This window comes from Paenibacillus sp. GCM10027627, assembly GCF_042675505.1.
In the GTDB taxonomy this organism is placed as follows: Bacteria; Bacillota; Bacilli; order Paenibacillales; family Paenibacillaceae; genus Pristimantibacillus.
In genome coordinates this window covers 774442-799583 of the sequence record NZ_JBHTHB010000002.1, presented here as the reverse complement: position 1 = coordinate 799583, position 25142 = coordinate 774442, and the positions used below count along the sequence as shown (strand labels likewise).

34 protein-coding genes and 16 tRNA genes are annotated in these 25142 nt (G+C 45.9%); 45 read left to right on the top strand and 5 right to left on the bottom strand.

Going from position 1 to position 25142, the window contains the following annotated elements; translation table 11 throughout:
- Window positions 1–19 precede the first annotated feature (19 nt).
- The 17 genes from ACFQZE_RS11770 (at window position 20) to ACFQZE_RS11690 (ending at window position 2655) form a co-directional block, all read left to right on the top strand.
- Window positions 20–95, top strand: a tRNA-Asn gene (locus ACFQZE_RS11770).
- 4 nt (window positions 96–99) lie between these two features.
- Window positions 100–190: transfer RNA gene (locus tag ACFQZE_RS11765), tRNA-Ser, on the top strand.
- A gap of 6 nt (window positions 191–196) precedes the next feature.
- A tRNA-Glu gene (locus tag ACFQZE_RS11760) sits at window positions 197–271 on the top strand.
- A 72-nt stretch (window positions 272–343) separates the two neighbouring features.
- Window positions 344–419 (top strand) — tRNA-Val (locus tag ACFQZE_RS11755).
- Between the two features lie 13 nt (window positions 420–432).
- Window positions 433–509 (top strand) — tRNA-Met (locus ACFQZE_RS11750).
- Between the two features lie 32 nt (window positions 510–541).
- Window positions 542–618 (top strand) — tRNA-Asp (locus tag ACFQZE_RS11745).
- Between the two features lie 14 nt (window positions 619–632).
- Window positions 633–708 (top strand) — tRNA-Phe (locus ACFQZE_RS11740).
- A gap of 24 nt (window positions 709–732) precedes the next feature.
- Window positions 733–808, top strand: a tRNA-Thr gene (locus ACFQZE_RS11735).
- A gap of 3 nt (window positions 809–811) precedes the next feature.
- Window positions 812–895: transfer RNA gene (locus ACFQZE_RS11730), tRNA-Tyr, on the top strand.
- A gap of 8 nt (window positions 896–903) precedes the next feature.
- Window positions 904–977 (top strand) — tRNA-Trp (locus ACFQZE_RS11725).
- Window positions 978–1000: 23 nt separating this feature from the next.
- A tRNA-His gene (locus ACFQZE_RS11720) sits at window positions 1001–1076 on the top strand.
- Window positions 1077–1105: 29 nt separating this feature from the next.
- A tRNA-Gln gene (locus ACFQZE_RS11715) sits at window positions 1106–1180 on the top strand.
- A gap of 6 nt (window positions 1181–1186) precedes the next feature.
- Window positions 1187–1261 (top strand) — tRNA-Gly (locus ACFQZE_RS11710).
- Window positions 1262–1271: 10 nt separating this feature from the next.
- Window positions 1272–1345, top strand: a tRNA-Cys gene (locus tag ACFQZE_RS11705).
- 16 nt (window positions 1346–1361) lie between these two features.
- Window positions 1362–1438: transfer RNA gene (locus ACFQZE_RS11700), tRNA-Arg, on the top strand.
- A gap of 23 nt (window positions 1439–1461) precedes the next feature.
- Window positions 1462–1543: transfer RNA gene (locus ACFQZE_RS11695), tRNA-Leu, on the top strand.
- 149 nt (window positions 1544–1692) lie between these two features.
- Window positions 1693–2655, top strand: coding sequence for a tyrosine-type recombinase/integrase (locus tag ACFQZE_RS11690; RefSeq protein ID WP_379356971.1), 963 nt, complete (start codon window positions 1693–1695; stop codon window positions 2653–2655).
- 255 nt (window positions 2656–2910) lie between these two features.
- Here ACFQZE_RS11690 and ACFQZE_RS11685 read toward each other — a convergent pair whose 3' ends face one another.
- Together ACFQZE_RS11685 and ACFQZE_RS11680 are read right to left on the bottom strand one after the other, a co-directional pair.
- Entirely contained in the window at window positions 2911–3435 is a 525-nt protein-coding gene (locus ACFQZE_RS11685; protein WP_379356969.1) for a hypothetical protein, read from the bottom strand.
- Window positions 3436–3933: 498 nt separating this feature from the next.
- On the bottom strand, window positions 3934–4632 hold the full coding sequence (locus ACFQZE_RS11680; RefSeq protein WP_379356967.1) for a hypothetical protein: 699 nt from the start codon (window positions 4630–4632) through the stop codon (window positions 3934–3936).
- A gap of 489 nt (window positions 4633–5121) precedes the next feature.
- On the opposite strand from ACFQZE_RS11680, the gene ACFQZE_RS11675 reads away from it, so the two are divergent.
- Complete coding sequence (locus ACFQZE_RS11675) at window positions 5122–5229, top strand: putative holin-like toxin (protein WP_379356965.1); 108 nt, start codon at window positions 5122–5124, stop codon at window positions 5227–5229.
- A 568-nt stretch (window positions 5230–5797) separates the two neighbouring features.
- Here ACFQZE_RS11675 and ACFQZE_RS11670 read toward each other — a convergent pair.
- The 3 genes from ACFQZE_RS11670 to ACFQZE_RS11660 are packed head-to-tail and all read right to left on the bottom strand — an operon-like array spanning window position 5798 to window position 6760.
- Window positions 5798–5920 carry a hypothetical protein gene (locus ACFQZE_RS11670; protein ID WP_379356963.1) on the bottom strand — a complete coding sequence of 41 codons (123 nt, stop codon included), beginning with the start codon at window positions 5918–5920 and terminating at the stop codon, window positions 5798–5800.
- Window positions 5921–5937: 17 nt separating this feature from the next.
- Window positions 5938–6540 (bottom strand): hypothetical protein, encoded by a 603-nt coding sequence (locus ACFQZE_RS11665; RefSeq protein ID WP_379356961.1) that lies wholly within the window; start codon window positions 6538–6540, stop codon window positions 5938–5940.
- Window positions 6521–6760: a helix-turn-helix domain-containing protein gene (locus ACFQZE_RS11660; RefSeq protein WP_379356959.1), complete on the bottom strand. Its 240-nt coding sequence runs from the start codon at window positions 6758–6760 to the stop codon at window positions 6521–6523. Before ACFQZE_RS11660 ends, ACFQZE_RS11665 begins: the two co-directional genes overlap by 20 nt.
- A 178-nt stretch (window positions 6761–6938) precedes the next feature.
- Between ACFQZE_RS11660 and ACFQZE_RS11655 the strand changes: the two genes are divergently transcribed.
- The 27 genes from ACFQZE_RS11655 (at window position 6939) to ACFQZE_RS11525 (ending at window position 25125) form a co-directional block, all read left to right on the top strand.
- Window positions 6939–7196, top strand: a complete 258-nt coding sequence (locus ACFQZE_RS11655) for a hypothetical protein (protein WP_379356957.1) — start codon at window positions 6939–6941, stop codon at window positions 7194–7196.
- A gap of 117 nt (window positions 7197–7313) precedes the next feature.
- The gene (locus tag ACFQZE_RS11650; RefSeq protein WP_379356955.1) at window positions 7314–7613 is read left to right on the top strand and encodes a hypothetical protein; all 300 of its coding nucleotides are present in this window, start codon (window positions 7314–7316) and stop codon (window positions 7611–7613) included.
- Window positions 7610–7936, top strand: coding sequence for a hypothetical protein (locus ACFQZE_RS11645; protein WP_379356953.1), 327 nt, complete (start codon window positions 7610–7612; stop codon window positions 7934–7936). Before ACFQZE_RS11650 ends, ACFQZE_RS11645 begins: the two co-directional genes overlap by 4 nt.
- 571 nt (window positions 7937–8507) lie before the next feature.
- Window positions 8508–8927, top strand: coding sequence for a hypothetical protein (locus tag ACFQZE_RS11640; RefSeq protein ID WP_379356951.1), 420 nt, complete (start codon window positions 8508–8510; stop codon window positions 8925–8927).
- 497 nt (window positions 8928–9424) lie between these two features.
- The gene (locus ACFQZE_RS11635) at window positions 9425–9652 is read left to right on the top strand and encodes a helix-turn-helix domain-containing protein (protein ID WP_379356949.1); all 228 of its coding nucleotides are present in this window, start codon (window positions 9425–9427) and stop codon (window positions 9650–9652) included.
- A 55-nt stretch (window positions 9653–9707) separates the two neighbouring features.
- Complete coding sequence (locus tag ACFQZE_RS11630; RefSeq protein ID WP_379356947.1) at window positions 9708–9878, top strand: DUF5659 domain-containing protein; 171 nt, start codon at window positions 9708–9710, stop codon at window positions 9876–9878.
- Between the two features lie 25 nt (window positions 9879–9903).
- Window positions 9904–11322 carry a TOTE conflict system archaeo-eukaryotic primase domain-containing protein gene (locus tag ACFQZE_RS11625; RefSeq protein WP_379356945.1) on the top strand — a complete coding sequence of 473 codons (1419 nt, stop codon included), beginning with the start codon at window positions 9904–9906 and terminating at the stop codon, window positions 11320–11322.
- 148 nt (window positions 11323–11470) lie between these two features.
- The gene (locus ACFQZE_RS11620; protein ID WP_379356943.1) at window positions 11471–11683 is read left to right on the top strand and encodes a hypothetical protein; all 213 of its coding nucleotides are present in this window, start codon (window positions 11471–11473) and stop codon (window positions 11681–11683) included.
- Window positions 11676–11849: a hypothetical protein gene (locus tag ACFQZE_RS11615; RefSeq protein ID WP_379356941.1), complete on the top strand. Its 174-nt coding sequence runs from the start codon at window positions 11676–11678 to the stop codon at window positions 11847–11849. The genes ACFQZE_RS11620 and ACFQZE_RS11615 overlap by 8 nt, the downstream gene beginning before the upstream one ends.
- Window positions 11850–11855: 6 nt before the next feature.
- A complete protein-coding gene (locus ACFQZE_RS11610; RefSeq protein ID WP_379356939.1) occupies window positions 11856–12077 on the top strand; it encodes a hypothetical protein in 222 nt (73 codons plus the stop codon).
- Window positions 12043–12390, top strand: coding sequence for a cold-shock protein (locus ACFQZE_RS11605; protein ID WP_379356937.1), 348 nt, complete (start codon window positions 12043–12045; stop codon window positions 12388–12390). The genes ACFQZE_RS11610 and ACFQZE_RS11605 overlap by 35 nt, the downstream gene beginning before the upstream one ends.
- Window positions 12383–12787, top strand: coding sequence for a hypothetical protein (locus tag ACFQZE_RS11600; protein WP_379356935.1), 405 nt, complete (start codon window positions 12383–12385; stop codon window positions 12785–12787). The genes ACFQZE_RS11605 and ACFQZE_RS11600 overlap by 8 nt, the downstream gene beginning before the upstream one ends.
- Window positions 12788–12801: 14 nt before the next feature.
- Window positions 12802–13242: a hypothetical protein gene (locus ACFQZE_RS11595; RefSeq protein ID WP_379356933.1), complete on the top strand. Its 441-nt coding sequence runs from the start codon at window positions 12802–12804 to the stop codon at window positions 13240–13242.
- On the top strand, window positions 13232–13852 hold the full coding sequence (locus ACFQZE_RS11590) for a hypothetical protein (protein WP_379356931.1): 621 nt from the start codon (window positions 13232–13234) through the stop codon (window positions 13850–13852). The genes ACFQZE_RS11595 and ACFQZE_RS11590 overlap by 11 nt, the downstream gene beginning before the upstream one ends.
- Window positions 13852–14301, top strand: coding sequence for a hypothetical protein (locus tag ACFQZE_RS11585; protein WP_379356929.1), 450 nt, complete (start codon window positions 13852–13854; stop codon window positions 14299–14301). The genes ACFQZE_RS11590 and ACFQZE_RS11585 overlap by 1 nt, the downstream gene beginning before the upstream one ends.
- 69 nt (window positions 14302–14370) lie before the next feature.
- Window positions 14371–14499 (top strand): hypothetical protein, encoded by a 129-nt coding sequence (locus ACFQZE_RS11580; protein ID WP_379356926.1) that lies wholly within the window; start codon window positions 14371–14373, stop codon window positions 14497–14499.
- Window positions 14500–16302 (top strand): phage tail spike protein, encoded by a 1803-nt coding sequence (locus ACFQZE_RS11575; RefSeq protein WP_379356924.1) that lies wholly within the window; start codon window positions 14500–14502, stop codon window positions 16300–16302.
- 99 nt (window positions 16303–16401) lie between these two features.
- Entirely contained in the window at window positions 16402–16788 is a 387-nt protein-coding gene (locus tag ACFQZE_RS11570; RefSeq protein WP_379356922.1) for a phBC6A51 family helix-turn-helix protein, read from the top strand.
- Between the two features lie 1575 nt (window positions 16789–18363).
- Window positions 18364–19152: a B3/B4 domain-containing protein gene (locus ACFQZE_RS11565; RefSeq protein ID WP_379356920.1), complete on the top strand. Its 789-nt coding sequence runs from the start codon at window positions 18364–18366 to the stop codon at window positions 19150–19152.
- Between the two features lie 2 nt (window positions 19153–19154).
- Entirely contained in the window at window positions 19155–19877 is a 723-nt protein-coding gene (locus tag ACFQZE_RS11560; protein WP_379356918.1) for an AzlC family ABC transporter permease, read from the top strand.
- Window positions 19878–19886: 9 nt separating this feature from the next.
- On the top strand, window positions 19887–20192 hold the full coding sequence (locus tag ACFQZE_RS11555; RefSeq protein WP_379357046.1) for an AzlD domain-containing protein: 306 nt from the start codon (window positions 19887–19889) through the stop codon (window positions 20190–20192).
- Window positions 20193–20219: 27 nt separating this feature from the next.
- Window positions 20220–20900, top strand: a complete 681-nt coding sequence (locus ACFQZE_RS11550; protein ID WP_379356916.1) for a flavodoxin family protein — start codon at window positions 20220–20222, stop codon at window positions 20898–20900.
- 29 nt (window positions 20901–20929) lie between these two features.
- Window positions 20930–21268 carry an AraC family ligand binding domain-containing protein gene (locus ACFQZE_RS11545; RefSeq protein WP_379356914.1) on the top strand — a complete coding sequence of 113 codons (339 nt, stop codon included), beginning with the start codon at window positions 20930–20932 and terminating at the stop codon, window positions 21266–21268.
- A 39-nt stretch (window positions 21269–21307) separates the two neighbouring features.
- A complete protein-coding gene (locus ACFQZE_RS11540) occupies window positions 21308–22813 on the top strand; it encodes an anthranilate synthase component I family protein (protein ID WP_379356912.1) in 1506 nt (501 codons plus the stop codon).
- The gene (locus ACFQZE_RS11535) at window positions 22794–23393 is read left to right on the top strand and encodes an anthranilate synthase component II (RefSeq protein ID WP_379356910.1); all 600 of its coding nucleotides are present in this window, start codon (window positions 22794–22796) and stop codon (window positions 23391–23393) included. The genes ACFQZE_RS11540 and ACFQZE_RS11535 overlap by 20 nt, the downstream gene beginning before the upstream one ends.
- 12 nt (window positions 23394–23405) lie before the next feature.
- The gene (locus tag ACFQZE_RS11530; RefSeq protein WP_379356908.1) at window positions 23406–23723 is read left to right on the top strand and encodes a chorismate mutase; all 318 of its coding nucleotides are present in this window, start codon (window positions 23406–23408) and stop codon (window positions 23721–23723) included.
- Window positions 23674–25125, top strand: a complete 1452-nt coding sequence (locus ACFQZE_RS11525; protein WP_379356906.1) for a UbiD family decarboxylase — start codon at window positions 23674–23676, stop codon at window positions 25123–25125. The genes ACFQZE_RS11530 and ACFQZE_RS11525 overlap by 50 nt, the downstream gene beginning before the upstream one ends.
- Window positions 25126–25142: the final 17 nt, after the last annotated feature.

Here is a 25142-nt window from a genome sequence, read left to right as displayed (position 1 = left end):
GTCTTTTCTGACGCATTATTCCCTGATAGCTCAGTTGGTAGAGCACTCGACTGTTAATCGAGTTGTCACAGGTTCGAGTCCTGTTCGGGGAGCCATTATAGAGAGGTGTCCGAGTGGTCGAAGGAGCACGATTGGAAATCGTGTAGGCTCTAACCGGGTCTCGAGGGTTCGAATCCCTTCCTCTCTGCCATAATGCGGCCCGTTGGTCAAGGGGTTAAGACACCTCCCTTTCACGGAGGTAACAGGGGTTCGAATCCCCTACGGGTCACCAACTTCTTTAAAAAGTTTTTAAAAAGACTTGCAATCATACATAACAATATGATATGATATAAAAGTCGCTCATGGAGGATTAGCTCAGCTGGGAGAGCATCTGCCTTACAAGCAGAGGGTCGGCGGTTCGATCCCGTCATCCTCCACCATAATTTTTTACGACGCGGGGTGGAGCAGCCCGGTAGCTCGTCGGGCTCATAACCCGAAGGCCGCAGGTTCAAATCCTGCCCCCGCAACCAATTACCTTCGGAGATATCCGAGAATATGATGTGGAGCTGTGGTGTAGAGGCCTAACATGCCTGCCTGTCACGCAGGAGACCGCGGGTTCGAATCCCGTCAGCTCCGCCATTATAACATCATCTGGCTCGGTAGCTCAGTCGGTAGAGCAGAGGACTGAAAATCCTCGTGTCGGCGGTTCGATTCCGTCCCGAGCCACCATTTAAGTAAGTAGTAATTGAATATGCCGCTGTAGCTCAACTGGTAGAGCAACTGACTTGTAATCAGTAGGTTGGGGGTTCAAGTCCTCTCGGCGGCACCACATGGAGGATTAGCGAAGTGGCCAAACGCGGGAGACTGTAAATCTCTTCCTTCGGGTTCGGTGGTTCGAATCCATCATCCTCCACCAGTTTACCTAGGGGCATAGTTTAAAGGTAGAACAAAGGTCTCCAAAACCTTTGGTGTGGGTTCAATTCCTGCTGCCCCTGCCAACTGAATAAGATGTAGTAATATGGCGGTCGTGGCGAAGGGGTTAACGCACCGGTCTGTGGCTCCGGCATTCGTGGGTTCAAGTCCCATCGATCGCCCCATAACTCATCTAAAAAAACAAAACAAATGTTGGGGATTAGCCAAGCGGTAAGGCAACGGACTTTGACTCCGTCACTCCAAGGTTCGAATCCTTGATCCCCAGCCATTATGTGCGGAAGTGGCTCAGCGGTAGAGCATCGCCTTGCCAAGGCGAGGGTCGCGGGTTCGATTCCCGTCTTCCGCTCCATTTAAACATTGGCGCCATAGCCAAGTGGTAAGGCAGAGCTCTGCAAAAGCTTTACCCCCAGTTCGAGTCTGGGTGGCGCCTCCACAAAAAAACATAGTGTGCGGCCTTAGCTCAGCTGGATAGAGCGTTTGACTACGAATCAAAAGGTCAGGAGTTCGAATCTCTTAGGCCGCGCCATTTTCTTCAAATTTTTAAAACTTGCCGGTGTGGCGGAATGGCAGACGCGCGCGACTCAAAATCGTGAGGGAAACCGTGGAGGTTCGAGTCCTCTCACCGGCACCACAAATCGTTGATATGACGCTGACTGTACGCTAGTACAGACGGCGTTTTTGCTTTTTATAGCCCGCTATTATCGTGTGAATGTATAGCGCGTCTACACGCAATTTACACCGTTACCTCGTACGATTATAATCGTAGAGAGGGGCGTTTCTATGGCACGCCGTAACAACCGTTTAACTCCCGCTGAACTATCCCCAGGACACAAACCGCTTTATGTAGTTGATGATTTTGAGTCAGCTATGCACCTGTTTCTCCGCGACTGTAAGATTCGAAACATTAGCGCTCACACTATTACGTTCTACCGCACGGAATTGATTAAGTTTATGCGGTTATTAGAATCGCAGGACATACCAACGGCTCCGGAAAAAATTACATCGGAGATCATTAAGGAGAACATAATCCTTCGTATGATGGAGCTCGGCCGCAAAGAAACGACGATAAATTGTACACTTAGAGCCGTCCGTACGTTGTTCAATTTCCTCGTTAAAGAGTCGTACATCTTACGCTCACCAATGCGTGATATGACGCTTGTCAAACAGAAGCGAACGATTATTCAAACGTTTAGCCGCGATCAGATGCGCGCGCTATTACGGCAGCCTGATCCGTATACATTTGTTGGCGTTCGCGATGCTACGTTTTTAATGTTACTCATAGAAACCGGCGTTCGAGTCCGGGAGCTTGTTGACATTAAACTATCTGATATAATGTGGCAGGACGGCGTTATTAAAATTGACGGTAAAGGGTATAAGCAACGTCATGTTCCGATCCAGATCACAATGAAGAAGCAATTACAGAAATACGTGAAATTGCGCGGCGAACTCGACCACGAAGCGCTTTTCGTCAACGTCGATAACAAACCATTAAAAATTCGAACTGTCCAAGAACAGATGCAAGCGTACGGGAGGGCAGCGGGGATTACCGGTGTACGTTGTAGTCCTCACACGGCGCGTCATACGTTTGCAAAGATGAGCGTGCAGAATGGAGCTGACGTATTCGCGCTTCAGTCCGTCTTAGGCCATGCAAGCCTCGAGATGGTCCGGACATACGTAAACCTATTTAGTCACGAAGTAACCGCACAGCATCGCAAATTCTCGCCGCTGGAAGGGTTACAATAGCATAAAATAGTCATAACAGATTTTTTTTGATGAAGGTTCATAAAAAAATATGACGACAACCAGCGGGTATTACCGTCGGTTGTCGTCATATTTTTAATCTACCTACGAGGTCTTTTAGGATCTAGATTTGGATTATTTTGGGGCTTTGTGGTTGAATTATCAGTAAACTGGTCCCTCTTAACAGGCTTAGTGCCTCGTCCATATTCAGGTTCGTTACCATTATTCCTTTGTCCACCAAACGTTCCTTGATCATTCCTACGTTCCATACTTAATTATCCCCTCTACGACATAGTGAGTTACAAACATTGCAAATGCATAAGCTACAAACCGCAGTCCATTGTTATAACGGTTCAACTTATTTGCAATTTTTTCCTCATTTTGAACAATTGCTTTTTTATAGGTTACTGCAATATCAAATTTGACTCGGGCTTGACTCTCATACTTTGCGAATTCGCTGTCAACGATAGAGTCTATGTCGATTTGCTGAAAATCGTCTATCTGCATAGCTTTAAAAAATTGATAAAATGAAGAAACTAATAAAGCGAGTATAATTAATTTAAAAAGACTGCTATAGAGAGTTAAACCAAAGCCTAAAGAGGTTTGGTTAATTGAATTGAGGTTAACAAAAGTAAGGAAAGCCCCGAATATGACCCCTGTAAAGGCGATAGCGATTCCTATTTTAGTCTCAGCTTGCTTAAAGCGGTCGATCTCTTCATAGTAAATCGATTTTGCAGTGTCTAGTATAGCTGAACAAGCTTCGGAGTTTAATTGATTATTCATACTAGAGATCGTAATCACTCCTGATTTTTCATATTCTACTTTATATTATACCAGCTAAAATTTAGATTTAAAGGCAGATTTACCAATAATGATGATCGAATGTCTACATTAAGTCATTTGCTGTGTTTCTATAGTTAGCGTTATCAATGACGTACGCATTTGGATCTATTTTGAACGTCTGCTATTACTTCGCGCAGCTCACGGACGGTCATCTCGTTTACCATTTTATTACACCAGTTGACTGAATCTTGTGCGGTTTTTATCGCGCACTTCGGGTAGTAGCGTTGCGATTTCGTATAGTGCACAGAGCCCTAATGCTTGGTACGTACCACGGTCTACGTTACCTACGCAATAATCTCGAATAAATCAGGATATGTATGGTTAACTCGCTCAATAACATTACACGCATCTGGTAGCGTAATAGACGCGTTAAAAAGCCCCGTACAGTGCGAGTGATAAATGTCGGTTTAGTACGGGGTTAATATACGTATTAATAATTTAATTATCCCCTACAGATTCTCTTTTAACTCTATCCCATTCACTCTTGAGATAAATTTGTGTTTTAAGTACTAGCTCTGCTACATCTTCCTTAATACCTTCCCTATGCTTTTTAAATTTATGCTTGAATTCGGCATTGTACTTAGTAACTTCATTATTATAAACATCATTATAAAGCAAACGAATCACTTCTTCTAAAGAAGTGTCTTTAGGTATTGATTTTAAAAAGTTTTCATCTACTTTATTTTCTATCATTTTTTTCATGTCTTCAAAGTTTTGATCAATGAACTTTTTTTCCCGCTCCTCAGGTTTTAATTCTAATAGAGTAACAAAATCGTAGATACTAAAAATGTTACTACGAATTCTCTCGACAAGTTGAATAATTGCTTTGTCACGCCTTCCTTGAAAGTTTAAGTGGAGTTTAATTTGAGACTCTAAAAGTAATATATTATCCAAGTACTTCCCCCTGTCTCCATCTTTCTCAACATTTTTATGCTCATGTAGTGAGACAGTCGATACATACTGTGATACTAAACTTCGTAGTTCACCAATCCATTTAATCCGTTGGCTAGTAATGGTATTAATAAAAAGAGTTTTCTTTGTGTTTCTAAATAGTAATACTAGATTAATAATCCCAATTAAAAATGTAATTCCAATGCCTAGAAGTGTAATTTTTTCGGCAGTAGTCATACCACTCAACACGACCTTCTCCTAATAATTTGTTCTACGAGCAATTCTTCTTCCTTTATAGGACAATTTTACCACCCTATTGTCAAACTGACTATAAATAAAAGCAGGAAAAACCGCCTAATCCGGCTGGACTGGCGGCTGCGTCTCGTTTATTTTCTTAACATACAAAGCCCGCATTCTCTAAACGCGTACTCTTCGTTTACTTTTGTGGCATTTAGACATTTAGTAAGTGTACGTTTTCTAACGTACCAAACTTCATCCATCTATCATCGGATGGGCGTTTTTCATTTGCAAAAACTTATAGGACATGCGGTTTTAAAACGACGAGGAAATATGTGCAGCTCAGTCCAGAGCCGATCACGGAACAGCATAAATGGTTAGTCCGATAGGGGAGTGTTGAAGTGATGAGCTTGGAAAAAACCCCCGCGTAATAACAAGACAGTTCATCCGTATTCTGCTATAATACGTGGTAGACCTGAAGCGCCGGAGAGAAAGGTCGTGCAAGTGAAATCAAATGAGACAGCTAAGTTGTTGCTTAGTTTTGGCACGTTTATAGTAATGCTACTAGCTCTTGTCGTTGCGATTATTGAATTAGCAGATAAATAGAAAATAGCCCGAAATCTTGGCGGATGGACGGGCTACTCTCTCGGTAAATACTAAAACCTTCGGTGCTTCAGTTTTTGTATACAATCTTAGTATCATTGAACATGATTTGTACTGTGCTGTATACAAAACTGTTACCTACAGGTTACAACTGTTATCTACAGTATACAGCTATCTATGTTCAAAGTACAAACAAAAATTCTTGAATTCTAAGAAAAATAGTAATGCAAATTAGCCCGCCGACCATTACTGGTTAGTGGGCTTCACTTGTTTTGAGCTGTGTAAAATCCGTTTAGAGCTGCGTTAACTCGTCCGTAATGGTATCGGAAGGGGAGGCGGTAACGGCCGTTATTTTGCGTTTTTTTTGCTTATAAAAGACCGTCTAATCTCGATGGATTTGACAGCTTAATTCGTATTCCTCTCGGAATCCCCGGTAAGCCTTTGCATTTTCTCCAAAACTCGTTTACTTAAGGATCGAATTAGCACTCTTCGATTAGCTACAGGCGCATACAAAGTCCGCATTCCTTCACCGTATATCTTTCGGGAATCTCCGCAGCCTCTTTAGCGGCTTTCAACGAATCAAATTTCGCCCAGCTACCGTCGCCGATCGATTGTTATGGTCGCCCATATGGCGGCAAGTCGCGGTATGAATCGTAGAGGATTTCGTTGGGATATGGACATTCTTCCAGTACATACAAAGGCTCCTCTGTTTTAAAGTAGAGAACCTATTATTTTTTGAATGTTATCCCACATGGTGTACAGTCCATTTCCAACAGTTAGTGAATCTTTGATGTTATCGACTAGAACTCTAATAACGCCAGGTTTTTTCTTCTCAGATGGAGAGTTCACTTCGGCTAAAATCGTATCTACTTGCTCTACAATCTCATTCTTAGCAGTATCAGTCATTTCACTTGAAAGAACCGCTTCAACAAACTCCTTAATACGATTTAAAAATTCTTCAGAATTTGGAACATTAATGTTATTCATTGTATTGTTTAGGTTCTCAATTCGTCCCGTATTTACAGAACCTACAGTACTATTGCTAATCTTAATATCGTTGATATTACCGCTAAATACGTTAGGGGTAGGGACATTATATCGAGCCACCATTCCTGTCATACCCAGAGCGTTTTCCATGCTGGCAGCAGCCCTATTGTGCATTATAAATAAATTGTGTAAATTCTCCTGCTCTATTTGATGAACTCTTTCGTAACAGGATAGACATAGTAAATGCCCTTGGAACTGATACATCGGCTGATTACCGCATTGCGAACACGATTTAGGAGACTCTTTTTTACTTTTGAATACGCTCATGATTACCCTCACTTCCAAAATCCGATACATATTCAATTAAATCGCGAGGCAACACGTTCAATTTACTGCACAACGCATCTAATGTCGGAAAGTCGATTCTTGTGTTCGCATTTGCTACGAGTGCCTTTACCGTATTACGACTTATTCCGGTTATTTCCTCAATTTCTTTTTGCGAAAGTCCACGTTCCTTCATAAGCTTATCCAACGTAAATCTGATCACAAAAATTCCTCCAGTATAATTTAGTCAACTAGTTGACAAGAAGGTAGAAAAGGCATATACTCAACCTAGTCAAGAAGTCATCTAGTTGACAAGTGTATATGTTTACTATTCTAATCATATGAACAGTTTATCAAACCGTCACACATCTTACAATAATATTAATAGGAGGTTTCTCGCTATGCCAAACGTAATCGCACGCAATATCCGTCTTCGCTACGTCCTTATCAACGGACTTTTCCGCGTCACTATTCTCGATTCTGTCCGCTGGACATGTTTTATCGCACAATCGCCGTTCTTCCGCGCCGTAACCGGTATCGGCAGCCGCAAGGTTCTCGGTACCGTCCATGTAACCGCCGATCAACTCGCATCATTAACGGGAATGCCTGCTATGAAGGGGGTGCATTCGTATGATGCTCGTTCTTGCCAGCTCGCCTAATACTCGAATTAGCTCCGTCTCCCGTACGCCGCGCGGCCGTCTAATAGCTCGCATACTTGGCGCTTTAGCCGCTGAATTCCTCCGTGCTGCGTTCGGCGCGTGGATCGGTGGCGCACGATGACTGCGTTCAATATTCGAATTTTCAACTTTGCAACCGGCGACTTCGATGGTACTATCTCGCTCGGGCTGCTACCTGTCGGATACTACCGATCCCGTCGCCGCGGTGGCAAATACGAAGTGACGTTGGCGGTTCCGGGATTGTATTATCCGAAGCAGACGGTGTTTGTCAGTCCGGAGCTTATGCGTTTTATATTACCGACCGGAGCCGACCCCGTCTGCGGATATATACCGGTCCGGTACGCTTACTTGCGACAACTCGGGTTTATCTTGCTGTGGAAGGGGCGTGCGGCCGTATGAAGCCTGTCACGGTTATGCATGGCCCATACGATAATGATGAGGACTACGATTTCGAGTCGGGTTATCTCGTTGCGCCCGGCTGCGCTATGTATTACAGCGTTAAGTACGACCAAATGTGGATTGACGAGGTTAAGCCGGTACCTAATCTACCGAATACGTACATGAGCGACATTGGACTTGTCCTCACGGAACAGACGAACGATATTGCGGCCGTATTTCGTATCTTGTCGGAGCTGACGGCGATTGAGTTTATTTTGAAGTATCTACTGCGTTGCGCGGACATCGAAATGTTCCCGGATGGTCCGCCGAAGTTTACCGCCTGACGAGTTCGATGCGGTATCGGACGAAACAAGGGTGTATGTACTGTCAATACCCTTGTCGCGGATAGCCGCTTTAATTGCGCCAACAATTCTAGCGAGGGAAGCCTTCATTTTAAATGAGTTCATTCCGTGTTATTCCGCGCGCCATGCTCAGTATCGAAAGGAAGTCCGTACTTACCGACTGCAATCGGTAGGGTCGCCATGCGGACCAGTATTACCGGAATATGTTCGTGCTTTACCGTCGGGATGGCTGCAACCGTCCCGGCCGATCGCGTGTTACCGGCTGGCACCGGTTCACATATAAAGGATGACTACGCGGGGCAGTTTGGCTGCTGGGCGGTTCGGCAATAACGGAGAATTACCGGCGGCAACCGGCAACCGTTATCCGTCTTGGTGCGCGTGGCTATCTGGAGTTCGGAGGCGTCCGACGACTAGTAAACGGATTAGGCACCGTTTATGTCGGGCGTCTTCGTTGTTTCATGTGATATAATACGAGAACATATGTTCTTGGTTTCGGATTATTTAGAGATTTTTTGTAATTGCGAAACTTCGTCTAATTGACGATAACTACGGTATGAAGGAGCGTGTCGCTATGGAACCGGGAGAGGGCGCAATCGAATACGTTACATTACTTACGACCGGACTATCACGAGAGGAAGCGGCGTCGATTATTCGTCATTTATTTACAGAGCCGCCCGCCGATCCGCGCGTTAAACAGTGCGAAACGTGCGGTTACTATTTCCGCGATAAGACGAAGCCGAACAATGCTCGTGTTTGTAGTCAACGTTCATGTAAGACAGCGCGGAAGTCCGCCCAACGCTCGGTTCAGCCGACAGTATATACGTGGTGGTTAGAATATCCGTACTGGCTGACAGAAAAGTCGATGCTATCTCGTGCTTGGAGTTACGAGCGGCCCCGCGATCCGGACAAGCTGGCGCAGATTATGGCGGCTAAACAACGGGCGGAATCGCTAGGTGGGCGGAAACGGATTTAGCTGGCGACATTCACCTATAGATGAGTAGAAAAACCGACAACACCTAAAATTGTGAACGTTCAAACTTTACTTTTAAGTGCTTAGTTATCCTTACGTTACAACCGGGGAACAAGCGGTTATGGTCGATAAAGACCGCACATTAGTTTCGATCGAGGCTATGTCCGTCAAATTGACGGGTATGAATGGGGTAGCGTAAATAATTTTCGAACATACCTGTTTTTTGTCCGCTTAGTTACCCTTATATAATGAAGGCCCGTAAAATATTTTTTTTAGTCACCATACCATTTATGCCGGTTAGTTACCCTTACGTTATAGAGGCTCTTCATTCCGGATGCCTAGCGGTTTGGATCAGCTCACAATTTCTATCCATATATTTTATTGCTTTAGTTACCTATACGTTGTGAAGGAAAAAATACGCTGCTGACTCGGCCGGTCGGCGGTGTTTTTATTTTGTCTACTAGTCAAGAAAAATTGACCATTAAAAGGAGGGCCCAGCGATGATTATTTCGGCCGATACACTGTACAAGTTGAGGAGGGTTCGCAGATTATCACAAGCGGAAATGGGTAAAATTTGCGGCGTCACTGAGTCATTTATTAATCGGATTGAATCCGGTAGTAGGAACGTAACCGACCGAGTGCGACACAATGTTATTCGGAATATGGGCTTAACTCCGGATAAACTGGCGTACTACCTTGATACTTATGAACTAACTGCTATGAATTAAACCTATTAAGTAACAAAGCGTACAAAGCCAAAATTCTAAAAAAGGGGCGGCGAAGATGAAAGAGATTCCAGTATTTTCGCAACGGTTGGCGGGTTTTCTCATGATGGGCGGCTATCCGTTACAACGCATTGAGCCTAACAGAAAGCGACCAACACTACACGTATTCTATTTTGAGGAATCCGAAGGGCTTCGAGCAAGATTGACAGAATACAGAACAGCCAACTAACAGACAAATTAAAGGGGGCTAACGGTTGACCAGTCAAAATTCCAAAGTAATAGACAAATTGTTCGACTTGTATCTTATCCAAAGTTATCATTATCTCCTTCAGTTGTCTGGTGGGCATTACATTACGATGGATAACCGAGACAAACCGCTACGTCGATACATGCTCGAGAATCATCTAAGCGGTAAGACAACGGTAGGCACGTTCGCGAGCGGTTACCTTACAAAGTTCATAGCGTTTGACGTAGATTTCCGCGATAACGATATGGCTCGATGGGTAACGTACAAGTTAGCGGCCGAGCTGGACCGAAACGGTATAGGTCACGCAATATCCTTCTCCGGCAACAAAGGATACCACGTCGACGTATTTCTCGACAAAGCAATCGGTAATGACGCAGCATTGCGATTCTTCGAGTTTATTATGAAAGCTGCGGATGTTATGGGAATCGATGGCGGAATGGTCGAGTTTCGTCCGGCGGCTGCACAAGGAATTAAGTTACCGCTTGGCGTTCATCAAGGGAATGGAAGATACTGCGGGTTCTGTAAGGTTGAAGACGGGCTCACCGTAATGGACAAGAAAGAATCTGAAGAATATTTTCTGTCGTTGGAGAAGACCAATCACGAAGTCGTTCATGAATTAATAACGGAGTATTCACACGCGTACGAAACGAAGCAGGCGGACGAAATGGAGAACGCAGTCGCCCGATATAAGCCGTTGAATACGTACGACCAGTCCGAGAGCTACACATTAAGTCTGGCGGCTGACCGCTACGAAACAGGATTAACCGGTCCGGGTCAGCGACACAAGTCGTTCTTGCTGCTCGCGCGGTTTATGAATCACCACGGGATCGAAAGTACGGAAGCCGAGGAACGGATAGCGGAATGGCTGACATGGCAGGATGTGCGGTTTTACTCATCAGATTCCGACTGTTGCGCAAAGGACTTGAGGGATTGTGTAGCGTACGTTTATGACAACGACTTAACGCTTACGATTGAGCAACGGAATTTAACGGTATCGATGGCCGAGATTGACGCCATTATCCGATACTGCCCGCAAAAGAATCATAAGGCGCTGGCGTACGCAATGTTGATTCACTCTAAGCGGTGGGCGGGGCCGACTGGTACGTTTTATATGACGTATAAACAGATGGCGGAGACAGCCGGATTAGTGGAAATGACGGCGAAGCGTCAGGTTAACGTACTCGAGCAAATGGGCGTGGTTGAAATTGTAGATCGAAACCGGAAACAATCCGGAACATTCATTAAAAGACCGAACATGTACCGCATAACGTTATCAATTGATAGCGACGGCGGCGACAGTGAAGGTCTTTTTTCATTTGCGGAGGGAGGCGGACGTCTTAGTGATTGTATTAGATACTATTACACTGAAGCGGAGCTACGGCGGATATTACCACGCAGGCAGTATTCTAGTCTCTTGTCTTCGTAGTTCCTTGCTACTTCGGAGAATTAAACCTATTAAGTAACAAAACGTACACGTCTTACGACCGGACGCAAAACGGAACGGGCCTATGTAGGCAGCGGTAACAAACGAAGTCGGACGCATACGCAGGCGGCCGCAGTAAGGACGATGCAGAATGGATGATAAGATCGTTATCTACGTTCGCCAAGGTAGCAAGGGTGTCGATGTACGATATGTCGATGCGGACAGCGGCGAGGTACTTTACGATATGGCGTTTACGCACATCGCAAAAGACAAGTTATCGGACGTAATCCGCGGAATCGAAGAGATGCATGCCGGGCGAATCGGTAATGTGAGTATTAGTTGGGACGTGAAGCACGATGAATAGCGATCGCGCCAAGCAAGCACGAAGCTATTGCGAGTTTATCCAGCCGGACCGGACATGCGCAATTATGGCGGCACTGGCGACGGAATCCGATCCGAGATGCAAGTATTGGCGGGAGCAGCCAGCGCAATGCCGTTATTTCGAATCTCACATCTTAAAACGGAGGTAATCGCCAATGTTATTCGTTTCCGCAATCGAAGAAGAACCGGGAAAGCCGTACATTAAACGCGTAACCGTCGTCGATTCGATGACCGGCGACATAGCAGGCATATTGCACTATGGGGATAGCGTTAGCGATCGGATTATCCGATTAATGGCGCCGAGCCTTGTTAGAACGAAACTACCAAAACGGGGGAATTCAAATGTTCGTAGAACAAAAAACGTGGGATGGAATTAAAGGCGTAGATATGGCGGAGGTATACGACCGGGTTGGCCCGTCTATCGCCACCAGTCCACGAAGGGCTAAGAATAAGCGGCCGGAACCGGAGTTCCTGCCTGTATGCCCCTCGAAGCATATCGGTAAGGTGACGTACTTCAGCGTAGATAAGGGTTTCGGAAAGATTAATAAACACGTATTTTTCCACGTGTCCGATGTTATTGATGGGAACAAAGCATTTATCCGCGAAGGAGTAACGTTGGCTTACGAAGAAGGCGTAGATAAACGGAACGGCCGCGAAAAGGCGGTCGATATTCAGCTCGTCAATGTCTAAGATTACGTATGCCGACGTTGCGATTATCAGCGAAGGTAGTCGGATTTATGCAGGCGTTGAGTTAAAAACATTGGGGCCGGACGGTATTGAGTCGTATCATGTTATATCGTGGGCAGGCGATCTAAAAACGCCGTCCGTTAAACAAGCGATTCCGACCATTCTTGCGGAGGTGCTTATTTGCGTTGATCAAGCGCACGATACGGTCATCTTCCGGAGTTTTAACCGCGCGTTCCAACGGTCAACAGCGATCGAAACAGCGGTTCGTCTGTATTGGCCAATGACGATTAAAGTCGGATATGTGCCGTATCAACAATTTATACGGAGGTACGGGCAGAACACGTTGCTGCTCGCGAATGATGCTATACGGCGCGGGCGCACGTTGTCCGTAAAGCTGTAGCGGAGGGAGAAAATATGCGACATCTAATCGTAATTAACGTCGAGTACGTCGAAGCTTCACCTTTTGTTGTCGCGCTGCTTTATAATCCTGAAGGCCGTATGGTCGACGGTATGACGTTTCTGACTGCCGCCGAAAGCGACGTTCATACAATGTTATTTGTTATTCGGAAACTAACGGAAGCGCACGCGATCAGTGTACCGGAAATGTGGACGTCTAATCGAGCGCTCTATATGGAGACGTTATCGAGGCCCGGCGTCATGGCTACGATAAAGCATCCGTCTGATACACGCGAAACCCGGCGGCATATCGAGCAGAACGCGGAAATCCTACGTGAGTTATACAAAATTGAGACGTTAGAGCCGCGCAAGAAAGCGCCAGTATGGCGTACGTGGCTCTATCGGGCAATTAGCAAGGTCAAACTTTATATTAAAGGGGATTATGACTATGAAATTTGAAACATTGAGAGAGTACAAAGAACAAGCGGCAAGACATGCAGCAACAGTAGGTGAGGCATACACGAAAAGAGAAGCAGCGTTTACCGAGTTGAAGGAGCTAAAGGCCGAATATGAATACAAACTACACCAGTCCGTGGCTACAGGCGTAGATGATAGTGCCAAATTGGACACGTTGTCCGACAAGATCGATGCGGCAGAGCGGATTTTCAGGCGTAAGGATCGTGAGTACGAAATTACCGCTATGGGACGCCGATCCGGTCTGACTCCGGATGATCTAGTAAAAGCGTGGAAAGACGACTACCTTCCGGATTATAAAGAGAAAATCGCCGATCCTGCTGCAAAAGCGCTTCTTGACGCTAAGATGGCGTATATTGACGCCTATTTTAATTATCGCGGTGTCATAAACGACTTGAAAGCAGAACAAATAGCCGTAGTATGGACGCTCCATCCTACAGATGGACGAGGCGCGTATACGTATAGCTTCTCGGACTGCGATTTTCAGCGGACGGAAGAAACCGATTTACATTACATTAAAGATGGTGACTTACGTTGGCTTGGTAAAGAGATAATGCCACGAAGTGTCCAATATGTTAAAAGGAGTGCAAAGTAATGACATTATCCAAACTTGAAGAAATGAAATCACTATGCGGTGGGAACCCCAGCAAGATCGCAGAATATAAGGCGGCACGTGAGGCATGGTACGCAGAAATACAAGACCTTTTCCGCGAGGATGAAGGTAATGAGTACGCCGAGCTTCCTGCTGAATCATATGTGGAAGAGATGGAGGCACGCGCAAAGCAATCCGGCGACGCTCGTGATATTAGACGCGCACAAATCCTTCGCGACAATCGGACATACCACGTAGAGGATATACATTATAGGGCGCGTGACTGGCTTGAAACAAGAACGAAGCTATCCGAATTAGTTTCAAACGGCGGTAAAGTCCGTAAAGCGGACGTAAATGTAGCGTACAAGCTCGCACGGCAAAATAGTACAGTTGATATGCGAGTGCTATATACGCAAATTAAACGTGCTTATGACGCACAACTAACAGAGTAACACGTAATCATAGCGAGAGGCCAGCGATCTACAATCCGTTGGCTTCTTTTTTATTTAAGGGGGATACGCATGCTAAACGAAAAAGAGAACGAAGTTTTACCGGAAGAAGAGTTCCCAACAACTTGGGAAGACGAAAGGACCGACGAGGAACGATTCCGCGACGAAATGCTACGTAAACTGTTCAAGGGAGGGGCTTAATTGACGGATAAATTCCGAAGCAGGCTCGAAGTCCACTCCGTTATTAATGGGCAGCCCGCGAAACAAATACTTGCCGCTGCTTCTGACGTTTGTGTCCGGGAGAATTTAAACGGCCAGTATTATGTCACCTTTAGTTACCCACGATTGCCGGACGATAAGGACCGGTACGACGCACTCGTTGAAGAGAACGAAGTCCGGTTCCCCAATGGAGTTGAGCGCGGCCAACACTTCGTTATCAAGAGTGTACACGAAGAAAGACGCGGGCTCCGAATCTATAAACAGGTCGAAGCGCACCATGTGGCGTTCAACCTCGGACATTACTTTCTCGACAATTATATCGACTTTGCAGCCGCCCAGCCGCCAGAAACGCTACTCAGTATGATCGGAAATGGCACGCCGTATACAATGGCCGTGGAAGGTACCTTTACGAACCAGGACGTATTCGAATTCGGAGAGAAACGGAAATACGAGCTTCTGACCGAAGTCCGATCGCTCTATAACGGTGAGCTTTCGTTCGATAACACGAATATCACGCTAACAACACGTAAGGGTGGCAACTATGGCGTTGAAATCCGTTACAAGAAGAATCTAACCGGTATTGTACGGAAATCCCAGTCAATGGAACGAATCACGCGGCTTTATGGATACGGTAAAAACGGGCTTACAATTGAAGGCTACGGCGGCCGGGCTACGAAATATATCGATTCGCAGTACGCCGACCCCGGCCATCTATTCGAAGGTTCCGTTGACTTTCCGGAGATTGACGATCAAGGCCGCTTGCTCGCCGCCATGCAAAAGCATCTAGCGACCGTCGAGTTGCCGAAAGTATCCTACGAAATCGACTTCGTTGAGCTCGAAAAAGTTTCCGCAGACTTCCGCGGCGAGGCAATCCGCAGCGTCGGCGATACGATTACGGTGATTGATGAATCGATGGGATACCGGTTCGATGCGCGGGTAACGGACTATGAGCGGTATCCGTTTGAACCGAAGCGAGGCCGTGTCGTGCTGGCGAATTTCCGTCAATTATCCGCGGCCGATTACATTTGGCAGGCGACCGTCGGTAGCAAGCGAGCGATGGTTTATACGTCGGAAAACGCCGTGTTGAAAGGCGTTAAATACGACGATTCTATTACGCTCGTCGACGGATTCGGTATGCGGGTCGCCGACGATCAAAACCGGACGATGGTACGGCTAGGGCAGACGGCGCCGGGCGAATATGGACTAGCGTTGTTTAACAAATCCGGCGTGCGTACGATATGGCAAGATTCGGCGACGGGGAACGCGTATTTTTCGGGAACGTTACAGGCTGCGGTGATTAACGGGTCTACGATTAATGGCGGAGTGATTAACGCGGGAACGTTGATTGGCGGGATTATAAGCGGCGGAACGATTACAGGAGCGCATATCTCTACGTCCATGGATGCGTACCCACGTGCTGAAATGAAGGCAAGCGATAAAGCGTTTACGGTTCTCAGAAGCGCAGACGATTACATTCAAGTAAATGCGAATTATGCGGGCTCTCCGGTTATAAACGTGGTACAAGGCGGGACTGTCAGAGGCCAACTATCCAGTCTTAATAATACGATGCGCGTTTTTGGAACTAATAACTTGCTTCTAACTACTGCAGGGGATATTCAACTTGAACCTTCGACAATGGGCGGCCGAGTTACTGTACCATCTTGGGTTCGATTATATAGCACAACCTCCGGAGGCCAAACATTACAGCAAGCGTTAAATGAAAAGGCGAATTTATCATATGTCCAAGGACTAGAATCGAGGATAGCCGCTTTAGAAGCGGTATAGATTAAAAATCAAATAAGCTCCGTCATTACGGCGGAGCCTTTTTGCGTTATGTACGAATTGTTACTTAATAGGTTTAATTCATCAATAGGAGGAATAACGATGCTAAAACAGGAACAGTATACCGCTATTGAATGGTTAGTTCAACCGAAGCACGGCGGTAAGACGTTAGAAGAAATCGCGGAGCTATGCGGTGTATCACGTATGACGCTTCATAATTGGCGCCGGTCAGACGATTTCCAAGCGGAGCTAAGAGCGGAGGTTCGACGCTATTCGGCTGATAGACTAGGCGATGTCATGGACGCGATGATCCGTAGTGCAATCGAGCAACAGTCGGCCGCATCCGCTAAGTTGGTATTGCAGGCTAACGCAATGTTGACGGATAAGGTTGATATAGAAGCGAGACATAGCGGCGAATCGAGCGTAGATATTGATGCGTTACGGGCACGGATCGAGGCGTTGAAGGAGCGCCAATGTAAAACTACGTAGGTATTAATGTAAGGCCCACTTATTTTTAACGAATCCTGCCGTATAATTCACGTAAATCAAAGCTACGTAGAGTAAAACGTAGATATTACGATTAACAAAGATGTTACGGGAGGATACGAGGTGGTTACGCGAGGATACATATGCGGGATAAATCGGGTTTACACCGGTTTACAAACGGCCGATTTTCTTGCAGCGAGGCTCCGGCCGGAAGCCCTTCGAAAACTCACGGGGTCGCGACGATATGACCGCATATTTACGGCCTAATACGTAAAATAATGCAAATTGGACCGGGATCGGCCGTATATGCTATTAGGATAATTACGGAGAAATGGCGTAACCATGCGGGTTTTCGGCGTTTTTTGATAAGCGGAGGCAGCTCGTAAGACTAGAAGTCATGCGCGGTTGAGTCGTGCGAACGAGTACCCCCAAGGGGGATGCTAATTTTGCTGCATTAGGCGCTCAGAATTTGCGCACAATAAAAATAACTCGGGGAGTATATATTATAATAGAAGAAACACGTTTGACACTACGCTAATTTCCGCCTATAATTTGGATATATCGCACGATTACGAAATGATATGACGTTGACTGTCCGAATAGTGAACAGGGGATCAAATCGTATCTGCGATTTAGTACGAGGAACGGCGTAGTATCAACGAACGATGACGAGAAGCCTTTCGCAGCGCGACTCAAAATCGTGAGGGAAACCGTGGAGGTTCGAGTCCTCTCACCGGCACCACAAATGCACATTAGACACTGACTGTATATCAATCGTCAGTGTTTTTTTATTTTATAAGGCTATAATAACGCAAAGCCCCCCTATCTTATTTATTTGTGCATACAATGTCCGCATAATTTACCTGTAAACCTTTTGTCCATCTCAGCAGATTCTATTGTGCTTTTCAAAGTATCATGCTTCGTCCATCCACCGTCGGATGGACGTTTTTTGTGATCACTCATATGACGGCATGAAGTAATATGAATCGTAGCGGTTTTTAAAGGGATATCAATATTTAGCCAGTGCATTAGGCGGCTCTCCATTCGATTATAGTCCATTCATTTATAATTACGTTTTCGTGGCTTACTAACGATCCGGCATTTTCCATAATCATGATCATCATGAATTTGAAACATAACCTCAGCATCAAACATCAGAAAAGGTACAATTAAATTCCCATATACGGCGTAGTCCAAGTTTCGAATGTGCTTTAAAGCTGAACTTTTCATTATCTGATTTCCTCCAAGGCACATCTAATTAATACGACGATGAGAAATAAGTTGAATTTGCTGGCTTTCAGCAATATGTTCAGCTTATCAAAGCCTAACAATTCTTACAATAATTAATGAATAGAGTTATAGATCAATCCTACCATTATAGTGACGATGCACTTGATTATGTGTCTACATCGAAGTCTACATACCTTAATCGTCCTCCCCAAATAGATTTCCATTTACGAACCGAAAGTGCAACCAAATGGAATTGGTATGCATTATTATTTATAAATTGGTTATTAACGAAGCTTTTGCTCCTGAGGTATGCTTGAACTCAGTTCACAATAACTGAGGGGGAATATAATGGGTGCTCAAGATTATATAGAATACCAAGCACAGCACGCAAACCATAAAATTAAAGTTTCGTTTACGGGCGACGTTTTTGAAATTGCGCCTGATTTGGCTGTAGGTCTCATTGTAGTGCCCCAAGTGGCAAATACGGATCGCGATGATGAAGTTCAAGGGCTGCTTAAACATATGGAACGTGAAATTACGGAATCCGGGCTGGAGAAGAGCACCATTAGTCAGCTGCCCAGCATAGCTGCATGGCGTCAAGTGTACAGCCAGTTTGGTGCCAAGCCCGCGAAATATCCTTGTGCCGCAGAATCGCTGCTTAAACGGGTTATTGAACATGGTTCTTTGCCGCGGGTACATACCATAGTTGATCTTTGCAATGCTATTGCCTTAAAGTCTCGTACACCGATTGCAGCTTGCGACATTCAAGGCATACAAGAACTTACGATTAGGAAAGCGACCGGCTCGGAGCCCTATTTGCCAATCGGCAAGCCGGAGGAGCCAGAAATGGCTTCAGAGGGCGAAATCATTTATGCCGATGAATTCGGACGTGCGCATTCGAGGCGCTGGAATTGGCGGCAAAGCGATTCTGTGAAAGTAACCCGCGAATCTTCATCTATGCTTTTTACAGTAGAAGCTGTTCATAAAGAGGCCAAAGTTTTGGTTGAGGCCACCACCAACCTATTGTTCGATCTGCTTCATCCCTTTTCCTCAGGCCCCAGTAAGATCGCTTTCGGGTTTATCTCGGCGGAAACTCCCACCTTTGAATATCACTTTCAAGAGCGAGGAGCCAATTAACAATGGCTAGACTCCAGGAGTCCGCTATCCCTTTTAGAAGAGGCGCTCTAGACTCTATCCCTATATTAATGGGCTATATTCCCGCATGTATTACGTTTGGTTTATATGGCAAGGCATTGTCTCTAAGCAACTGGGAAATTTTTTTGTTGTCTGCAGTTGTATATGCCGGGGCAAGCCAATTTATCGGAGCAAAGCTGCTGGCAACTAGCGTCGCTCCTCCTCTTATTCTTTTGTTAACCTTTGTCATTAACTTAAGGTACTTTTTTATAAGCCTATCTTTTCTTCAAAAAAATTCGCGGTTTGACCGCCCTTGGAAGAGGGCCATAACGGCATTTGGATTGACAGAGGAGGTTTACGCCGTCAGTATGATGCCAAGTCTCGAGGGCGGAGGCTATCAAACCAAAGTGACGTTTCCATATTTGCTAGGGCTTGAGCTGCCTCCATATCTGATTACTTTACTTTCGACGTGGGCAGGCATAGTGTTGGCGGAATATATACCGGAGAGTATTTTGCCGGCGCTTAATACATCTTTATATGTGTTGTTGATTGCCTTAATCGTACCGATGATAAGGGGCAGCCGAAAAAATGTTGTCATCGTTATAGTTGCCGCTTTAACTTCATGGCTGCTATCGCCTTATCTCGGCCATGCCACCGTTTTGGCAGCGATGCTGGCGGGGACATGGGCCGGAAGCTTATTCAATCAAAAACGCGCTGAAGGGGGGTGATAGGCATTGGTGTGGATTGTCTTTGCCATGGGACTTATTACGTTTCTGCTTCGATTTACTCCACTCCTGCTTGTGGAAAAAGTCGACGCAGAAAATAAAAAGGTTAAAAGTCATTGGTTTGTGGACAATCTGCCGCTGGCCGTCTTATCGGCATTGGTTGTCCCGGGCATATTCCAAGTCGACGAAACAACGCCGTGGGTTGGGCTGACGGCCGGCATTGTGGCGGTCGGACTTGTTTTGTTAAAAAAAGTTCCGCTCGTCGTCATTATTGCCGTTTCAGTTGCTGCCGCTTATTTTGTAAAACAGCTGATCTAGCAGTGAAAAGGAGTGAAACTTTAGAAGATGCCTTCTTCCTATCCTGTAACAATGTTGGCGATATGCGGGTCCACCCGCGCCGGAGGAAACACTGATCAAGCCTTGCAATATTGCGCGGAATTGGCCCGTTCGCGAGGAGTTCATTTTTCGATTTTGAATTTGAGGGATTATCGAATTGGCACAAGCGGCTTGCATGGAGACTGTAATAGCAGTGAAGGGCCCTGCGAGTATAAGGATGATATGCCCTATATTATTGAACGAATGATTGCGGCGGACGGTCTGATATATGCCGTACCAGTACATGGATTCGGTATGTCGCAATTAATGCAAAATTTTATCGAGCGTGCGGGAGTCTGTTATTTAAGGTTTGATCGTCCTTTGACCAATAAGGTGGCTAGCGCGATTATAACTGGCCGTAGATACAACCACAATCAAGTGTATTCGCAGCTAATAAGCAACTTTTTGCTCAACAGGATGATTATTACGGGAAGCGGCTTTCCTGCTTTTCTCCATGGCGGCAAACCAAGCGATGTGTTCAAGGATTTGGAAGGGATGGATTCGGTTAGACGGACGGTACATCGGATGATCGATATGATTCAAATGATGAAGCACTACACCGTACTTACGAACCAGCCTTTTCTGAGAAACGACGAGCCGAATGAGAGGATGATCCAAGAAGAGCTTATGCGGTATGTGGAAATCGTTTAATGAAAACTCGATAAAGGTGATGAAGCGTTATGGAACAAAACATAAAAGATTTGTGCGGAATCGATTTTCCTAATATGGAATGGACGACTTGGGAGAAGCCGGGTGCAAACGGCAGAGTGAAAATGTGTTTTGTCGGCAATAAAAGGTTGAGGCTGCTGGAGCTTCCACCGGGATTTAATGAAGAAAACTGGTGTTCGAAGGGTCATATAGGCTATGTGCTGCAAGGCGAGTTTACTATTCATTACAGCGACCGGCAAGTGGCCTGCAGCCCTGGCATGGGCTTTGTCATCCCGGACGGCGATCCTCATCGCTCTCAAGGAATGTTGGAAGGGCCCACTGTCGTTTTTGTTATTGACGAAGCTAGCTAGGCTATAAATAAAAATCCAAAAACGGGATGTGAGTACAAGTTGTTGGATACTATTGGAGTTGTGACTGAAACCTACGCTATGCCTGCTCACGATTCGTTTCAAGCTTACTTGAAGCTTAAGTCTTATTTTGGCCAAAGCGAAGTGTTTCTGCTGGAATCTTTGTCCGGTCCGGCTAAGGATGCGCAGAGTACGATTCTCGGTTTCAAACCGCTGCTTACCCTTAATGTTTGGGATCGGAAGGTTCAACTGAGCGGCAATCCTGGTCTATCCGAATCAATTGTAAGGGATGCCATCGAACTTCACCTTTTATCAAAAAATAAGGAAGAAATCTCTCTTGTGGACAAAGAGGATTTGTGGAATTTATTGCGGTTTATTCAAGCTAGATTTGCTGCTTCAGCGGAAGGGGATGGAAATTCGTTTACATTCGGATATTTCGGATACTTTGGCTATGATACGGCTAGTTATATTGAGCAGCTACCGCGTATCATTGCCGGGGATGAGAGCGTTCCTGACGTAAGCTTAACCATATATCAAGGGTTGATCGATTACAATTTAATAGAAGGTACAACTAGGCTAATTCTCAACCAAGCACCGCTGCATTGGGAGTCCATTGATCGAAAAGAAATTGAAACCATTGTGTTTGATTCTATTTCGGTCAGAGGATTTGAAGAGGATGGCGTAGTGGAGCCGGATCAAGTCGATTTTACCATTGAACAACAGCAGTACGAAGAGAATGTCAAAAAAGCTCTTTCTTATATCGCAAAAGGAGACATTTACCAAGTTCAAATCGGCCATCAAATTCATGTCAAAAGCAAGGTCGATCCCATCGAGGTTTATAAACGATTGCGATTAAGAAATCCTTCTCCATATATGTATTTGGCTCCATTTGGAGAGATCACGCTAATCGGCGCTAGTCCGGAGCTGTTCGTGAAAGTGCAGGACGATCTCATTACGATGAGGCCAATTGCGGGAACTTGTCCACGCGGCAAAACGCCAATGGAAGACGATTACTTAGTATTGAAGTTAAAAACAGATGAAAAAGAAATCGCCGAACATATTATGCTTGTTGACTTGTGCAGAAACGATATCGGCCGAGTATGCAGCCCGGGAACATTGGAAGTTGATGATTTGATGACGATTGAGCAATATTCGCATGTCAACCATTTAGTATCCAGTGTGACAGGCGTTAAAGAACGCAAGATGGACGCTTACGCCATCATTGCCGCTACATTTCCCGCTGGCACGATGACGGGCGCTCCCAAAGTTAGGGCGATGGAAATTATCGAGGAGTTGGAGACGACTCGCCGCGGTCCCTATGCCGGCGCACTCGGCTTTATTGACTTTAGCGGATTTGTGAATATGGCTCTTTGCATTCGAACGACGATACACAACGCATCGAAACAAGAATATTATTTGCGGGCGTCGGCGGGCGTCGTCGCAGACTCCAAGCCGGAAATGGAGTGGAGAGAAACATTTCATAAATTAGCCGCTACCTATTGGGCTGTTACGGGCAAGGAGGTTGTTTATGAAAGCGTTGGTTCTTGATGCATATGACAGCTTTGTATATATCATTTGTCAATATTTAATGAAAGCCGGAATAGAAGTCGAGGTTGTACGGAACGACCAGCTCCAGCGTGGACAAATCGAGCTTATAAATCCCGATTTTATTGTGCTCGGCCCAGGTCCGGGACATCCTGCCGATGCTCAATATGTAGAGCTGATTAAACGTTACGCGGGTTCTATCCCGATTTTGGGAGTTTGCTTGGGACATCAAGCGATCGGGCTTGCTTTTGGGGGTAAAATCATTCAAGCAGACAACTTGATGCACGGCAAAACTAGCGAGATTCACCATGACGGAGCAGGCTGCTTTCAATCTTTGGAGGAACCGCTACGTGCGACTAGGTATCATTCGTTAATTGTAAGCAGGGATTCCCTGCCCGACTGCTTCATAATTACGGCATGGTCGTCGGATGACGGCTACATTATGGGATTGCGCCATAAGCATTTTCCAATCGAGTCCGTACAATTTCATCCGGAAAGCGTATATACGGAACATGGTTTGGCCATGTTTTTAAATTTTGCTGAGCGCTATTGCCGCTCCAAACTTAACTCTCAAACAGTATAGGGGGAACTTTAGATGAATCAGGAAAATCAAGAGGAGCTTGCCGGCTACCGCCAACAAATTGACGAAATCGATCATGACATTATTAAGCTGCTGGCACAAAGAACGGCAATCGTCAAAAAACTGATGGTTTTAAAAACGGACGAAGAGTCCGTCAAATCTTGCGACCGCGTACAGCAAGTGCTGGACAAGGTAAGTCATATTGCGGAAGCAAACGGCCTCGAACCGCATATTGTTGTTCCCGTCTATCAGACGTTGATTAAAGTATTAACGGAAATGCAGCTTGAGCATTTGCGCAGCCGCCAAGGGATTGCCGGGGTCGCAAACGATTAAAATGGAGGTTTACGACCTGAGGTCTGCGATCGATTGGCTTACGAGGCACGACGATCCCCCTCTAATGATCAGTACTCCGGTTCGGGCTCGATATGAACTTGCCTCGCATTATTCCATGTACGGCGGAACGCCGGTAGCAGCTCCTACCGGCAAAGGGCCGTCCGTCTATTATGAGAAGGTAACGCCAGCCGAAAAAAGCGTTCTTGCCGGGCTGTTCGGTACTCGCAAAAGATGCGCCATTTTGCTCGGCACGGAGGAGGAGAGGATGTCGGATATTGTGCTATCAGCCATCCGTTATCCAATTGAGCCCGAAGTAAGAGAAGAATGGGGCATTGACGCTAGTTACCGGGAGGGAGTAGACTTAAATAAACTTCCAATACCTACCATGACGCCTGATGATGCGGGACCGTATATTACGCTAGGAGTCGTAGTTGCGAAACACCCCGTTACGGGCGAAGCCAATGTATCCATCCATCGTCTGTGGGTCAAAAGCGGCAATGAGCTGACGATCTGGATGGTGCCTGGCCGAGATTTGGAGCGATTTCACCATGCCGCGAAGGGGCTTGGGACAAATCTGCCTATCACGATTAATATCGGGCTTGATCCCGCCGTCTATATTGCGGCAAGTTGTACCGGGGCGATTGCGCCCTATGGCTGCAATGAGCTCTCCATTGCGGGCGGCATAAGAAAGCGTCCAGTCAAACTATCCCCCTGCCGCAGCAATTCCGGACATTACATAGCGAATGCTGAATATGTGCTGGAAGGGGAAATTACGCACGAATATTGTGCGGAGGGCGACGCAGGCGGCTATTCGATGCCCGAATTTTTAGGCTACACGGGCAAAGCCCATCCCTATTTGCCTATTATCAAAATTACGGGCATTAGAGAAAGGCGAGACGCCATTTTTCAAACCGTTATCGGACCGGGATATGAACAGTCGAATTTGCTGGCTGTCGGGATGGAGGCTTCTATTTTACATTTTTTGCGCCAACACTTTCCGACCCCTATTCTAAATGCGTATTGTAGCTCTTCCGGTGGCGGACAGCTTCTTGCTTTTGTGCAGGTGAACAAACGCAATGAACAGGACGACGTGATAGCGAGACAAGCCGGAATTGCTCTTATCAGTACATTCCGCATGATTAAGCAGGTTGTAATGGTAGACGAAGACGTAAATCTATTCAGCGAAGAAGAGGCATGGTGGGCGATGGCGACAAGGTTTCAGGCGGATTCCGATCTGATTGTCTTGCCGGGAATGCAAGGATTTCCGCTAGATCCTTCGCAAATGCCCGGAATGTCTAGTTCCATCAAAATGCCTGGCATGACTTCAAAAGCGGTTTTCGATTGCACCGTTCCTTACCAGTGGAAACATCAGTTTCGGCGTACAAGCTTTAGTCCAATCTAAACTTTGTTGAGGGGTGT